At 71.3% G+C, this 13,357-nt stretch carries 12 protein-coding genes; 6 read left to right on the forward strand and 6 right to left on the reverse strand.

Annotated features, from left to right (window positions below; genetic code table 11):
* Nucleotides 1-339 precede the first annotated feature (339 nt).
* Both ACFWEP_RS22150 and ACFWEP_RS22155 read left to right on the forward strand, forming a co-directional pair.
* The gene (locus ACFWEP_RS22150; protein ID WP_387372096.1) at nucleotides 340-552 is read left to right on the forward strand and encodes a hypothetical protein; all 213 of its coding nucleotides are present in this window, start codon (nucleotides 340-342) and stop codon (nucleotides 550-552) included.
* Nucleotides 553-606: 54 nt separating this feature from the next.
* Nucleotides 607-924 carry an SCO5918 family protein gene (locus ACFWEP_RS22155; protein WP_387372077.1) on the forward strand — a complete coding sequence of 106 codons (318 nt, stop codon included), beginning with the start codon at nucleotides 607-609 and terminating at the stop codon, nucleotides 922-924.
* Between the two features lie 89 nt (nucleotides 925-1,013).
* Here the strand turns inward: ACFWEP_RS22155 and ACFWEP_RS22160 are convergent, their stop codons facing one another.
* The 6 genes from ACFWEP_RS22160 to ACFWEP_RS22185 all read right to left on the reverse strand — a co-directional run bounded on the left by ACFWEP_RS22160 (nucleotide 1,014) and on the right by ACFWEP_RS22185 (nucleotide 5,991).
* Nucleotides 1,014-1,505 (reverse strand): nucleotidyltransferase domain-containing protein, encoded by a 492-nt coding sequence (locus ACFWEP_RS22160; protein WP_387372078.1) that lies wholly within the window; start codon nucleotides 1,503-1,505, stop codon nucleotides 1,014-1,016.
* Nucleotides 1,506-1,551: 46 nt separating this feature from the next.
* On the reverse strand, nucleotides 1,552-2,208 hold the full coding sequence (locus ACFWEP_RS22165) for a hypothetical protein (protein ID WP_387372080.1): 657 nt from the start codon (nucleotides 2,206-2,208) through the stop codon (nucleotides 1,552-1,554).
* A 53-nt stretch (nucleotides 2,209-2,261) separates the two neighbouring features.
* Complete coding sequence (locus tag ACFWEP_RS22170) at nucleotides 2,262-2,861, reverse strand: TetR/AcrR family transcriptional regulator (protein ID WP_387372082.1); 600 nt, start codon at nucleotides 2,859-2,861, stop codon at nucleotides 2,262-2,264.
* A 222-nt stretch (nucleotides 2,862-3,083) separates the two neighbouring features.
* Nucleotides 3,084-3,845, reverse strand: coding sequence for an SDR family NAD(P)-dependent oxidoreductase (locus ACFWEP_RS22175; RefSeq protein ID WP_387372083.1), 762 nt, complete (start codon nucleotides 3,843-3,845; stop codon nucleotides 3,084-3,086).
* A gap of 141 nt (nucleotides 3,846-3,986) precedes the next feature.
* Nucleotides 3,987-4,670, reverse strand: a complete 684-nt coding sequence (locus ACFWEP_RS22180) for a FadR/GntR family transcriptional regulator (RefSeq protein WP_387372085.1) — start codon at nucleotides 4,668-4,670, stop codon at nucleotides 3,987-3,989.
* A gap of 103 nt (nucleotides 4,671-4,773) precedes the next feature.
* Nucleotides 4,774-5,991 carry an MFS transporter gene (locus ACFWEP_RS22185; RefSeq protein ID WP_387372087.1) on the reverse strand — a complete coding sequence of 406 codons (1,218 nt, stop codon included), beginning with the start codon at nucleotides 5,989-5,991 and terminating at the stop codon, nucleotides 4,774-4,776.
* Nucleotides 5,992-6,510: 519 nt separating this feature from the next.
* On the opposite strand from ACFWEP_RS22185, the gene ACFWEP_RS22190 reads away from it, so the two are divergent.
* The 4 genes from ACFWEP_RS22190 (at nucleotide 6,511) to ACFWEP_RS22205 (ending at nucleotide 13,305) form a co-directional block, all read left to right on the forward strand.
* Complete coding sequence (locus ACFWEP_RS22190) at nucleotides 6,511-7,206, forward strand: spermidine synthase (protein ID WP_387372088.1); 696 nt, start codon at nucleotides 6,511-6,513, stop codon at nucleotides 7,204-7,206.
* Between the two features lie 226 nt (nucleotides 7,207-7,432).
* Complete coding sequence (locus tag ACFWEP_RS22195; RefSeq protein WP_266709036.1) at nucleotides 7,433-8,170, forward strand: response regulator transcription factor; 738 nt, start codon at nucleotides 7,433-7,435, stop codon at nucleotides 8,168-8,170.
* Nucleotides 8,167-9,243, forward strand: a complete 1,077-nt coding sequence (locus ACFWEP_RS22200) for an ATP-binding protein (RefSeq protein WP_387372091.1) — start codon at nucleotides 8,167-8,169, stop codon at nucleotides 9,241-9,243. The genes ACFWEP_RS22195 and ACFWEP_RS22200 overlap by 4 nt, the downstream gene beginning before the upstream one ends.
* Nucleotides 9,244-9,501: 258 nt before the next feature.
* Nucleotides 9,502-13,305 (forward strand): multifunctional oxoglutarate decarboxylase/oxoglutarate dehydrogenase thiamine pyrophosphate-binding subunit/dihydrolipoyllysine-residue succinyltransferase subunit, encoded by a 3,804-nt coding sequence (locus ACFWEP_RS22205; protein ID WP_387372094.1) that lies wholly within the window; start codon nucleotides 9,502-9,504, stop codon nucleotides 13,303-13,305.
* Nucleotides 13,306-13,357: the final 52 nt, after the last annotated feature.

The following is a 13,357-nucleotide window of genomic DNA, read 5'->3' on the forward strand; positions in this document are numbered from 1 at the left end:
GCCCGCTGCCCCTCGGGGCGCGGCCCCGGCCACGGGCATTTCCCCCTTCCCCACTCGTGCACCCGATTTCACCGACGTGGGGCACCACCGTTCCACCGCCACACTTGATTGACGGAGGCCGACTCCGATCCCGCATTCCGCCCGACCGTTCTCGGCATTCCCAGCGGATTCTCTCCGCGGTTGGAATTCCTTGATCAGTTCCGTATCGAGGAAAGGTTTCCCTTGGACTCCGTAGTCACGGACAAACGCTTCTCCCACAGCCGTACCGGCCCCGTTCGTTTTTCCCGTCGGGCGGAGTCCCCCGCCCCGGAGACGGCAGGACCTCAGGTCGGTGACGACATGACCGTCGAGGTGGCTCTGTCGGTCATGGCCAGTGCCCGCGTGGATCACCTGCTCGTCTGCGACAACGACGGATCGCGCACGGGCGTGGTCACCCTGGCCGGGCTCGCCGCCGTCCGTGACGGGGCCGCCTACACGGACCGGATCCAGTTGCGCGACATCCTCGTCGACGACCGGGACGGCACCGCCGGCCCTCTTGTCCTGGTTCACTGAACCGACTCGCTCACCGCGAAAGAATCCATCCTCTTCTTTTCTTTGTGAGGCATCATGCGCTGCGTCATCGCCCGTTTCCCGTTCGAGCTCACCAAGAACGGGGTCCTGGAAGCCATGAAGGGAATCAAGCCGGAGCCGGCCGTCGGCGAGTGCGTGATCATCGGCCGCCGCACCTACCCCGTCAAGCAGGTCGGCCAGGTCATCACGCGGCAGGACCGCCGGGACTTCAGTGCCGGTGAGGTCCTCCGGGCCATGGCCCAGCTCGGCTTCACCTGCCCCACCCCCGCGCGTACCGCCTCTCCCGTACCCGAGGACCGCACCATCGAGCACGCGTCCGCGCTGCTGGGCGCACCCGCTCCCACTGCCGCCTGACCGAGGCCGGATCCGGGCCCCTGCCGCACCTGGTGCCCCGGCCCGGCCGGACGGAAGCGGCCGGGCACCGGACAGGTCCGGTGCCCGGATCAGAAGTGCGTGGCGATCCCGGAGGCGCGGCGCAGCCGGGCCATGTCGTGCAGGTCGCGCGGCGAGGGTTCGTACCCCTGGTGGAAGTACACCTGCTGTTCCGCCGAGAGGCACGGGACGCGTACGCCCCCGATGGCGCCCGTCACGAAGGCTGCGGCGGGGTCCGGGAAGGGGCGGTCCGGTACGGACGACGCCTGTACCGCCGAGCCGTCGGCGGCGAAGACCGGCGGATGCAGGTCCAGCTCCCGGCCGGCCGGGGGCGTGAGGACGAACCGTACGGGGCGCTGGTCCAGGCTCTCCGCGTAACCTGCACCGGCCGGCGCGGCCACCGCGGCGGGCTCCTGGTCCTGGCGGTGCATCAGGTCGAGGTCGCGGTGGTCCCGGGTCTGCTCGCCGATCAGCGCGTCGATCCCCCAGCCGCCGCCGATCCGGACTCCGGCCCCGGCCCGCCGCAGCAGGGCCAGGACCGGGAGCACCTCTTCCGCCGTCATCACGCGGACCTGCTCCCGCCCTCCGACGAGCATCCTCCGTCGGGCCTCACGCCCGGGGTGTGCCGTCCCAGCGCCATGCGGTCGGGCGGGGGCGCCCGGGCAGTTCGGCGCGTCCGGTCGCCCACAGCAGGGTGGGCCAGGGCTCCGTGGCCGCCGGGGCGTCCGGGAACAGTCGGGTGAGCACCCGTGCGCAGAGATCCGCAGGCGGGGTCCAGGCGAGTCCGAGCCCCCGGGCCAGGTCGTGGGTGTGCACCAGGGTCTCCACGATCCCCATCGCGGCGAAGCCCTCGGGGTCGGAGACGCCGAAGCCGTGGTGGGCGCGGGTCTGCGGGGGTTTCGTACGCACCATGGCGGCCAGCAGCGCACCGGAGGCCTCCAGCACCTGGAGGAGACCGGCGGGACCGGCCTCACGGTCGGCGTGAATCGCGTTCGCGGGCCCCCCGGGCCGCCGGCTCTCCCACAGGAAGGGCACCTCGCCCGCCAAGGGCGGCTTCCTGGGGCCCAGTTGCACGGCGTACGCGAAGAGGTCGTCGCTGAGGTGTTCGACGGTCTCCCAGCAGGTCCACTCCAGCGAACCGGCCATTCCCTCCCACGCGCCCGCCGGCGCCTCGCGGAGGGCGTCGACGGCGAGTCGCACGGCGAGGTCGAGGTCGTCCGGGGTGACGGGTGGCCGGGCGGAGCCGGTCTCGGCTGATCGGGACATGGCGAGACCGTACCCCCCGGAGAGCTACCCCCAAAGAGCCGTGCCCACCGCCCTCAGACGGCGCCGCGCACCCGGAGGTGGTCCAGGGCCAGGTCCAGGGCGGACTCCAGCGGGCCGAGCCGGCCGGTGGCGATCAGGGTGAAGGCGCCTCCCTGAACGGCGGCGAGGATCGACTCCCCCGCGCGCTCCGCGTCCGGTACGGCCGACATCAGCCCCTGGTCCTGCATGTCCCGCACTCCGGCGGCCAGATGGGCCTGCCAGCGGTCCATCAGATCCTCGGCTACGGCGCGCACCTGGGGGTCGTCCCCGGCGAGCTGGCCGGTGAGGACGTTGAGCGGGCAGTGGCGGCCCTGGACGCGGTAGTGCTCGAGCACCGCGTCCCGCCAGGCGTCCCAGGCGGCCCAGCTGGTGAGCCGGCCGAGGTGGGGCTGCTGGTCGGCGAGGATCGCCTCGGCCTCGTGCCGGGCGACGGCGACGAGGAGGGCGGACCGGCCCTCGGGGAAGTAGTGGAAGAGCTGACTCTTGCTGGTGCCGGTCGCGGCACGGATCTCGTCGAGGGAGACCTCGGGCCCGCGCTCGCGCATCAGCCGGGCGGCGCCGTCGACGATGCGCTGCCGCGTCGCCGCGCCCTTGCTGGTCAGGCCTTGTGCCACGGGTCCGCTTCCTGGGGTGCAGGGGCGCCCGGCGTACACCCGAAAGGGGTGCACGTACCGGATCTCGCCTGGTCCGCCCATCGTATAACCGGGCGTACGGGCCACGAGGGTACGGAGCACGGCGAGACGGGCCCGGAGGTGCGGGCCCCCGGCCGCCACCGGAGCGGCGACCGGCGCTCCGGGCCGCCACGGCCTCGGGCCGCCCACTCCGGGCTCCCCGCCTCAGGCCGCGATCACCGCGGTCGAGGTCCGGCCGCCGTCCACGTCCAGGACGATGCCCTGCACGAAGGAGGAGTCGTCGCTCGCCAGGTAGACGACGGCGCGGGCGATGTCCTCGGGCCTGCCGTGCGTACCGGCCGGGGTGCCCTTCATCATCACGTCGCCGGGCAGCGGCTCGTCGGAGGGGTCGTGGACCACGCCGGGCGAGACCGCGTTCACCCGCACTCCGGACGGTCCGAACTCGGCGGCCCAGGCACGGGTGAGGGTCTCGACGGCCCCCTTGGTGGAGCTGTAGAGCGCGTTGGAGGCGACTCCGAGGCGGGTGATCCAGGAGCCGAGGTTCACGATGACGCCGCCGCCGGCCTCCGCCATGGCCGGGGCCACGGCCGCGGTGAGGAAGAACGGGGCCTTCACGTTCACCCCGTAGACCTGGTCGAAGGTGGCCTCGTCGGCGGTGGTCGTGGTGGAGGGCGGGTAGATGCCCGCGTTGTTCACCAGGATGTCGATCCGGCCTCCGAGCACCTCGGTGCTCCGCTCGGCGAGCACCCGGGACGCCGCGGCGCTGCCGTCCAGGTCGGCGGCGACGAAGTCGGCGCGGCCTCCGGCTGCCCTGATCTCGGCGACCACGCGCTCACCGCGTCCGCTGTCGCGGCCGGACACCACGACGTGGGCGCCCTCCGCGCCGAGGGCCAGCGCGATGGCCCGCCCGATGTTGCTGGTCGCGCCGGTGACCAGCGCCGTCCTCTTGTCCAGTCGTGCCGTCATGGCTGCCGCACTCCTTCTCGGAACTCCAGATTGGACCGTACGGTTCAAAGTTAGCTCCAATGGACCGCACGGTCCACTTCTGGAAGTGGAGCGACCCGAAAAGTCACTCGAAACGGAGCAGATGGACCGACGGGCGCGCGGTCACTCGCCGCGCAGTCGCTCCAGGGCGCGACCGAGGTTGCGGCGGGTCGCCGCCTCCGCCGCCTCCGGGTCCGCCGCGACGATGGCGGCGACGAGGTCCTCGTGGGCCAGGGCGTCGCCGCCGCCGGGGCCGCCGTGCACGCCCCCGTCGGCCACCGCGTCCCGGGCGGCGACCCGGAGCGCGCCGAGGAAGGAGTCGAAGACCTGGGCGAGAACCGGATTGTGCGCGGCCGTGACCACCGCGCGGTGCAGCAGCAGATCGGCCTCCACCAGCTCGGCGTCCGAACCGGCGGCACCCCGCTCGGCCAGCAGCCCCCCGAGGACCGCGACGTCCTCGTCGGTGCGCCGGATCGCGGCGAGCCGCCCCGCCTCGACCTCCAGCGCGATCCGCACCTCGTACACGTCGGCGACGGCGGCCCGGCGCAGCCCGCGGTCGAACTCCTCGACGGGCGCGGTGGAGACCACGTAGGTGCCGGACCCCTGCTGGGAGCGGAGCTGTCCCGAGGCGATCAGCGCCCGGACCGCCTCCCGGCCGGTGGAGCGGCCGACGCCGAGCAGTCGGCTCAGCTCGACCTCGCCGGGCAGCCGGGCACCCACCGGCCAGTGCTCCGACGCGAGCAGCCGGCGCAGTTCGGTGACCGCGCCTTCGACGAGCGAGGTGCGCTGAACCGGCCGTACCGCCATGACGGACGCTCCCTGGGAGTGGGGTGGGACAGGTGGACTTGAACGAGGAAGGGGGATGACGGCGCCGTCACCGGCCCCGCCACCCCTCAGATACTCAGACAACTTAGCCCACGATTTCGGAGCCCTCCGTCTCCCCGGCCTCCTCCGGCGCCGGTACCTGCGGCGCCCGTTCCCGCAACCGCAGCGCGGCCAGCAGGCTGACGACGAGGAACGCGAGCACCACCCCGAAGGTGACGCGCAGCCCGTGGGTGTCGGCGAGCCGGCCGAAGAGCGGGGAGCCGAGCCCGCCGACCGACATGGTCAGCCCCAGCGTGACGCCACTGGCCGTGCCGGGGCGGTTGGGCAGGTAGTCCTGGGCCAGGGTCACCTGCGAGGAGAACGGTACGAACAGGGCGAAGCCCAGCACGGCGACGCCTGCCGCACCGACCGCCACCCCCGGGGCGGAGACCAGCGCGGCCATCGCGGGCACCGCGACGACATAGCCCCAGCGGATCGCGGTCAGCCGCCCGTAACGGTCGGCGGCCCACCCGCCGACCAGGGTTCCGGCCGCCCCGGCGAGCGTGAACGAGGTCAGGACGGCAGCGGCGGCGCCGCGTGAGCTGTCCAGCTCACGGATCATGAAGAGGGAGACCAGGGACACCGTCGTCACGTAGGGGACGGACCAAGTGGCGGCGACCACGACCAGCCGCCCGAACGCGCGCCAGTCGTCCGGGACTCCGGCGCCGCCCGAGCGGGCACCGGCTGCGGGGATCACCACCGTGGCCTCTTGGATTCCACGGGCCCGCATCCAGGGCCCCTTGGCCAGCCAGAGCGCCGCCATCACCAGGGCGGGTACGGCCAGCAGCCAGGTGCCCCGCAGGCCTGCCGCTCCGACCACCAGCGTGACGAACCCGGGGGCCAGCGAACCGCCCAGGGTGCCGCCGACCGAGAAGACGCTCATCGCCTTCTGGGAGCTTCCGCCCGCCGCCCGCGCCTGGTTGGTGGCGGGCGGGTGGTAGGCGGCGATGCCGATCCCCGCGACGGCCGCGCAGATCCAGGTGAGCAGATAGCCGGAGAACAGCCCCGTGCCGGCCACGCCCGCCGCGGCCACCAGGAATCCGGCGGGCACCAGCCAGGGGCGCGGCGCCCGGTCGGCCAACGCGCCGAAGAGCGGCTGCACCACGCTGGAGAGGCCGGTGGCGGCGAGCGAGATTCCCGACAACGCCGAGTAGCTGTAGTGCCGTTCGGAGACCAGGAACGGCAGGAGCGCGGGCAGGGCCCCCTGGTAGAGGTCGTTGACGACGTGGGTGCCGGTCAGGAACCCCAACTGTCCCTTCCGCACGCCGCTCGCACTCCCCGCGCTCGCCACGTTCCCCGCCGTTTCCGGCCGTGGCGCGCCTCTCCACTTCTGCCGCCGCGGTTCGCCGCGGCCCGTCGTCATCGTCATCGCCGGTTCCTCTTCCTCGTTCATCCGCCTCACTCCTCAGGTCCTCTGAGGAGTTGGGGTACGGTAGCAGGGCGCCGAAGACCGGAGCAACGGCACCCGGCGCCCCACTCCCGCCCTCACCCCCGCGCCCGCGCCCGCGCCCGCCCAGCCGATGACCCGACCGGGCGGGACGGTGTCCCCGCCGGAGCTCCCGTCGTTACCCGGGGGAAGGCCACGGCGCCGGACCGCGGCCCGCCGGCCCCCGCAAGGCGACGACGACGGCGCCCGGCGGCAAAGCGCGGAGCACCCGCACGGGACCCCGCACCCGCCCAACCACCCGCCCACCGATATCGGTTGGCGCCGCCGGGACCCCCCGGGCCAGGATGGGCGGCCTCGAACCCGTCCGCCACCCCTGGAGACCGGAGAGCAACCAGCGTGTCCGCCATCCCGAGCCGCACGGCCGACTCGGCCCCCGTCACCCTCGACCGCCGCGACGGCCCCTTCGGCGAGGTCGTCCTGCGCGAGCGGGGCGAGCACTTCGAGATCATCGCCAACGGGTGCTTCCTCATGGACACCTCGGACGGCAGGTCCGAGCGGCTGCTGATCGACGCGGCACTCGCGGCGCTGCCGCCCGCGCGACCGGCCCCCTCGGTGCTCATCGGCGGGCTCGGGGTGGGGTTCTCCCTGGTCCGGGCCACCGCGCAGGAGCGCTGGGGCCGGATCGTCGTGGTCGAGCGGGAACCGGCGATCGTGGACTGGCATCTGCGCGGCCCACTGGACCGGATTTCCGGTGGCGCCCTGGCCGACCCCAGGACCGCGATCCTGCGCGCCGACCTCGTCGAGCATCTGCGTACGACTACGGAGCGTTATGACGCATTGTGTCTGGACATCGACAACGGTCCGGACTGGACCGTGACCGACGACAACGGAAGCCTCTATTCCCCTTCCGGCCTCGCCACCTGCCGGGAACGCCTGACCCTGGGGGGTGTTCTCGCCATGTGGTCCGCACAGCCGTCCGAATCGTTCGAACAGGCTTTACGAGGTGCCGGATTCGAGGGGGTACGAACCGAGGAAGTGCCCGTTGCCCGAGGTGTGCCCGACGTGGTTCATCTCGCACTTCGGACCGCCTGAGCACCCCGCCGGGGTATCCGGGCAGGCACGGATAACCGGACAAGGCACGCTTTCCCCCTGCCCCTGAGGGGTATCCCTTCCCTTGCGGGCAACACCCTGCGTAGCCGAAAGGTGTCCCCAGCCTCTACGCTGCTGCCCGGCAGACGGACCACACACGCAAGAAAAACGAGCGAAGACCGCGACCCCCGGAGGAATGATCTCCGCGGGAGCGGGCAGGGGCGGGGCGATGGAACAGACACACACCAACCACAACGGCGTCGCGGCCACCCCCGGAGCGCAGCGCCGGGTGCTGGTGGTCGAAGACGACGCCACGATCATCGACGCCATCGCCGCGCGTCTGCGGGCGGAGGGCTTCCTGGTGCAGACCGCACTGGACGGCCCGGCCGCCGTGGACGCGGCCGAGGCGTGGCAGCCCGATCTGATGGTGCTCGACATCATGCTCCCGGGCTTCGACGGCCTGGAGGTCTGCCGCCGGGTGCAGGCGCAGCGCCCGGTGCCGGTGCTGATGCTGACCGCGCGGGACGACGAGACCGACATGCTGGTCGGACTCGGGGTCGGCGCGGACGACTACATGACCAAGCCGTTCTCCATGCGGGAGCTGGCGGCACGGGTGCACGTACTGCTGCGCCGGGTCGAGCGGGCCGCCCTGGCCGCGGTGACGCCGCGCAGCGGCATCCTGCGCCTGGGTGAACTGGAGATCGACCACGCGCAGCGCAGGGTCCGGGTGCGTGCCGACGACGTGCACCTGACGCCGACCGAGTTCGACCTGCTGGTCTGCCTGGCGAACACCCCGCGCGCGGTGCTCTCCCGCGAGCAGTTGCTCGCGGAGGTCTGGGACTGGGCGGACGCGTCGGGCACGCGCACGGTCGACAGCCACATCAAGGCGCTCCGCCGCAAGATCGGCGCCGAGCGCATCCGTACGGTCCACGGTGTCGGCTACGCGCTGGAGACCCCGGCAGCATGACCCGCTCCGGGCCCGGTCTGCGCCCGTTCTCGATCAAGGCCAAGCTGGGCACGCTCGTCGTGGTGTCCGTGTTCATCACCACGGGGCTGCTCGTGGTGGCGCTGCGGACCCGGACCGAGTTCCAGTTCATCACCGTGTTCTCGGTCATCGCGACGCTGCTGATCACCCAGTTCGTGGCGCACGGCCTGACGGCGCCGCTGGACGAGATGCGGGCGGTGGCCCGGTCGATCTCGCACGGCGACTACACGGGCCGGGTCAGCGGGGCCGGGCGCCGGGACGAGCTGGGCGACCTCGCGCAGACGATCAACCGCATGGCGGACGACCTGGAGGCGGTCGACCGGCACCGCAAGGCGCTGGTCGCCAATGTGTCGCACGAGTTGCGGACCCCCATCGCGGCGCTCCGTGCCGTGCTGGAGAACGTGGTGGACGGGGTGTCGGCCGCCGATCCGGAGACCATGCGGACGGCGCTCCAGCAGACGGAGCGGCTCGGCAGGCTGGTGGAGACTCTGCTGGACCTGTCGCGGCTGGACAACGGTGTCGTCCCCCTCAAGGCGGGCCGTTTCGAGGTGTGGCCCTATCTGGCCGGTGTGCTGAAGGAGGCGAACCTCGCGGCCTCACGCCGTCGGCTCTCCTCCGGCTCGGGCAACCACTCCCGTACGGACGTCCATCTGCACCTCGACGTGTCCCCCGGGGACATGACTGCGTACGCGGACACCGAGCGCCTGCACCAGGTCGTGGCGAATCTCATCGACAACGCCGTGAAACACAGCCCGCCGCACGGCCGGGTGACGGTGCTCGCGCGACGGGGTCCGCATCCTGAGTCTCTGGAACTCGAAGTGATCGACGAGGGCCCGGGCATCCCGGAGGCCGAACGCCACCACGTCTTCGAGCGGTTCAACCGGGGTCAGAACCCGTCCCCGCACGGCCCCGGCAGCGACGGTGGCACGGGGCTGGGACTGGCCATCGCCCACTGGGCGGTGGATCTGCACGGTGGTCGCATCAGAGTGGCTGAATCCACACAGGGCTGCCGGATTCAGATCACTCTTCCGGGGATGTCACCGGACCGCAGTTGACATATGGTTCGAACGAAAGGGACGTGATCTTGGTCCCTCGTCACCAGGGATACGGCCGGAGGGGCCATAGCCGTGTCCCTGACTACCCGAAGCGCAGCGGAACCCCGCTTGTTTCCCGCCATTCCGAGCTCCGAAACCCGCCTTCAGATGTGATGTGCACGACGATGAGCGGCCCGGTCTGCAAGGAACGGCGCGGGAGGCGTAGCCTTGATTCCCGCTGTCCATCACCTTGTGAAGCGGAAGAGGGCGGTTGCCGCCGTGTCGTCTCAGTCCCCCAGTAACTCGACCATCTCGACCGACCAAGCAGGCCCGGGAATCAACCCGGCCGCTGCTTTCGGTGCCAATGAATGGCTCGTCGACGAGATCTACCAGCAGTACCTCCAGGATCCGAACTCCGTCGACCGTGCCTGGTGGGACTTCTTCGCCGACTACAAGCCGGGTTCCGCCGGCACGGCGGACAAGCCCGGAGCCGCAGCCCCGGCGGCCCCCGCCGCCCCGGTGACGCCGGCCGCCGCCCCCGCCGAGACGGCCGCGCCCGCGCAGGCCGCCCCGGCAGCCCCCGCGAAGCCCGCAGCCGCAGCTCCGGCCGCACCCGCCGCCCCGGTGGCCCCCGCGGCCCCGGCTGCGCCCGCCGCCCCGAAGGCGCCGGCCGCGAAGGCGCCCGCCAAGGCCGCTCCGGCGACCGAGTCGACCGGCGGACCCGAGTACGTGACGCTGCGCGGCCCCTCGGCCGCCGTCGCGAAGAACATGAACGCCTCGCTGGAGCTGCCGACGGCCACGTCCGTCCGCGCCGTCCCGGTGAAGCTGCTCTTCGACAACCGCATCGTCATCAACAACCACCTCAAGCGCGCCCGCGGCGGGAAGATCTCCTTCACGCACCTCATCGGGTACGCGATGGTGCAGGCCCTCAAGGCCATGCCGTCGATGAACCACTCCTTCACGGAGAAGGACGGCAAGCCGACCCTGGTCAAGCCGGAGCACGTCAACCTCGGTCTGGCCATCGACCTGGTCAAGCCGAACGGTGACCGCCAGCTCGTGGTCGCGGCCATCAAGAAGGCCGAGACGCTCAACTTCTTCGAGTTCTGGCAGGCGTACGAGGACATCGTCCGCCGCGCCCGCATCGGCAAGCTGGGCATGGACGACTTCACCGGAGTCACCGCCTCGCTGACCAACCCCGGCGGCATCGGCACCGTCCACTCGGTGCCCCGCCTGATGCCCGGACAGGGCCTCATCATGGGCGTCGGCGCGATGGACTACCCGGCGGAGTTCCAGGGCACCTCCCAGGACACCCTGAACAAGCTCGGTATCTCGAAGGTCATGACGCTGACCTCGACGTACGACCACCGGGTCATCCAGGGCGCCGCCTCCGGCGAGTTCCTGCGGGTGCTCAGCCAGCTGCTGCTCGGCGAGAACGGCTTCTACGACGAGATCTTCGAGGCCCTGCGCATCCCCTACGAGCCGGTCCGCTGGCTCAAGGACATCGACGCCTCGCACGACGACGACGTCACCAAGGCCGCGCGGGTCTTCGAGCTGATCCACTCCTACCGGGTCCGCGGCCACGTCATGGCCGACACCGACCCGCTGGAGTACCGCCAGCGCAAGCACCCCGACCTGGACATCACCGAGCACGGCCTCACCCTGTGGGACCTGGAGCGCGACTTCGCGGTCGGCGGTTTCGCCGGCAAGTCGATGATGAAGCTCCGTGACATCCTCGGTGTGCTCCGTGAGTCGTACTGCCGCACCACCGGCATCGAGTTCATGCACATCCAGGACCCGAAGCAGCGCAAGTGGCTCCAGGACCGGGTGGAGCGTCCGCGTTCGCAGCCCGAGCGCGAGGAGCAGCTGCGCATCCTCCGCCGCCTCAACGCGGCCGAGGCCTTCGAGACCTTCCTGCAGACGAAGTACGTCGGCCAGAAGCGGTTCTCCCTGGAGGGCGGCGAGTCCGTCATCCCGCTGCTCGACGCCGTCATCGACTCGGCCGCCGAGGCCCGCCTCGACGAGGTCGTCATCGGCATGGCCCACCGCGGCCGTCTGAACGTCCTGGCGAACATCGTCGGCAAGTCGTACGCGCAGATCTTCCGCGAGTTCGAGGGCAACCTCGACCCGCGTTCGATGCACGGCTCCGGCGACGTGAAGTACCACCTGGGCGCCGAGGGCACCTTCACCGGTCTGGACGGTGAGCAGATCAAGGTCTCGCTCGCCGCGAACCCCTCGCACCTGGAGGCGGTCGACCCGGTCTTGGAGGGCATCGCCCGCGCCAAGCAGGACATCATCAACAAGGGCGGCACGGACTTCACCGTCCTGCCCGTCGCCCTGCACGGTGACGCGGCCTTCGCCGGCCAGGGTGTCGTCGCCGAGACGCTCAACATGTCGCAGCTGCGCGGCTACCGCACCGGTGGCACCGTGCACGTGGTGATCAACAACCAGGTCGGCTTCACCGCCGCCCCGGAGTCCTCGCGCTCCTCGATGTACGCCACCGACGTGGCGCGCATGATCGAGGCGCCGATCATCCACGTCAACGGTGACGACCCGGAGGCCGTGGTCCGCGTCGCGCGCCTCGCCTTCGAGTTCCGTCAGGCGTTCAACAAGGACGTCGTGATCGACCTCATCTGCTACCGCCGCCGCGGTCACAACGAGGGCGACAACCCGGAGTTCACCAACCCGCAGATGTACACCCTGATCGACAAGAAGCGCTCGGTGCGCAAGCTCTACACCGAGTCGCTCATCGGTCGCGGCGACATCACGCTGGAAGAGGCCGAGCAGGCGCTCCAGGACTTCCAGGGCCAGTTGGAGAAGGTCTTCGCGGAGGTCCGCGAAGCCACCTCGCAGTCGGCGGCCCCGCACGTCCGCGAGCCGCAGGCGGCCTTCCCGGTCGCCGTGGACACCTCGGTCTCCTCCGAGGTCGTCAAGCGGATCGCCGAGTCCCAGGTCAACATCCCGGAGCACATCACGGTGCACCCGCGCCTGATGCCGCAGATGCAGCGCCGTGCCGCCTCGGTGGAGAACGGCACCATCGACTGGGGCATGGGCGAGACCCTCGCCATCGGTTCACTGCTGATGGAGGGCACCCCGGTCCGGCTCGCCGGCCAGGACACCCGCCGCGGCACGTTCGGCCAGCGCCACGCGGTGCTGGTCGACCAGGTGACCGGCGAGGACTACACCCCGCTGCTCTACCTCACCGAGGAACAGGCCCGCTACAACGTCTACGACTCGCTGCTCAGCGAGTACGCGGCGATGGGCTTCGAGTACGGCTACTCGCTGGCCCGCCCGGAGTCGCTGGTCGTCTGGGAGGCGCAGTTCGGTGACTTCGTCAACGGCGCGCAGACCGTCGTGGACGAGTTCATCTCCTCGGCCGAGCAGAAGTGGGGCCAGACGTCCGGCGTCACCCTGCTGCTGCCGCACGGTTACGAGGGCCAGGGCCCGGACCACTCGTCCGCCCGCCCGGAGCGCTTCCTCCAGATGTGCGGCCAGGACAACATGACGGTCGCCATGCCCACCCTGCCGTCGAACTACTTCCACCTCCTGCGGTGGCAGGTGCACAACCCGCACCACAAGCCGCTGATCGTCTTCACCCCGAAGTCGATGCTCCGCCTCAAGGCGGCGTCCTCGAAGGCGGAGGAGTTCACCACCGGCGGCTTCCGCCCGGTGATCGGCGATGCGTCGGTGAGCCCCGAGAACGTCCGCAAGGTCGTCTTCTGCGCCGGCAAGCTGTACTACGACCTCGACGCCGAGCGCCAGAAGCGTGGCGACACGGAGACCGCGATCATCCGCCTCGAGCGCCTGTACCCGCTGCCGGGTGCGGAGCTCCAGGCCGAGATCGCCAAGTACCCGAACGCCGAGAAGTACCTCTGGGCGCAGGAGGAGCCGGCGAACCAGGGCGCGTGGCCGTTCATCGCGCTCAACCTGATCGACCACCTGGACCTGGCCGTCGGTGCCGACGTCCCGCACAACGAGCGTCTGCGTCGCATCTCGCGGCCGGCAGGCTCGTCGCCGGCCGTCGGTTCGGCCAAGCGCCACCAGGCGGAGCAGGCTCAGCTGGTCGCCGAGGTCTTCGAGGCCTGACCGGCAGCGGTACCCGCTCGACGACAGGGACCGGCCCCCACCAGCACCGCGG

Origin of the sequence: Streptomyces sp. NPDC060198 (assembly GCF_042728415.1) — a bacterium.
Lineage (GTDB): Bacteria > Actinomycetota > Actinomycetes > Streptomycetales > Streptomycetaceae > Streptomyces.

Coding starts and splice junctions, on each gene's coding strand:
- ACFWEP_RS22200 (WP_387372091.1), top strand. CDS start 8,167: ATGACCCGCTCCGGGCCCGGTCTGCGCCCGTTCTCGATCAAGGCCAAG.
- ACFWEP_RS22175 (WP_387372083.1), bottom strand. CDS start 3,845: ATGACGGCACGACTGGACAAGAGGACGGCGCTGGTCACCGGCGCGACC.
- ACFWEP_RS22155 (WP_387372077.1), top strand. CDS start 607: ATGCGCTGCGTCATCGCCCGTTTCCCGTTCGAGCTCACCAAGAACGGG.
- ACFWEP_RS22180 (WP_387372085.1), bottom strand. CDS start 4,670: ATGGCGGTACGGCCGGTTCAGCGCACCTCGCTCGTCGAAGGCGCGGTC.
- ACFWEP_RS22165 (WP_387372080.1), bottom strand. CDS start 2,208: ATGTCCCGATCAGCCGAGACCGGCTCCGCCCGGCCACCCGTCACCCCG.
- ACFWEP_RS22160 (WP_387372078.1), bottom strand. CDS start 1,505: ATGACGGCGGAAGAGGTGCTCCCGGTCCTGGCCCTGCTGCGGCGGGCC.
- ACFWEP_RS22150 (WP_387372096.1), top strand. CDS start 340: ATGACCGTCGAGGTGGCTCTGTCGGTCATGGCCAGTGCCCGCGTGGAT.
- ACFWEP_RS22195 (WP_266709036.1), top strand. CDS start 7,433: ATGGAACAGACACACACCAACCACAACGGCGTCGCGGCCACCCCCGGA.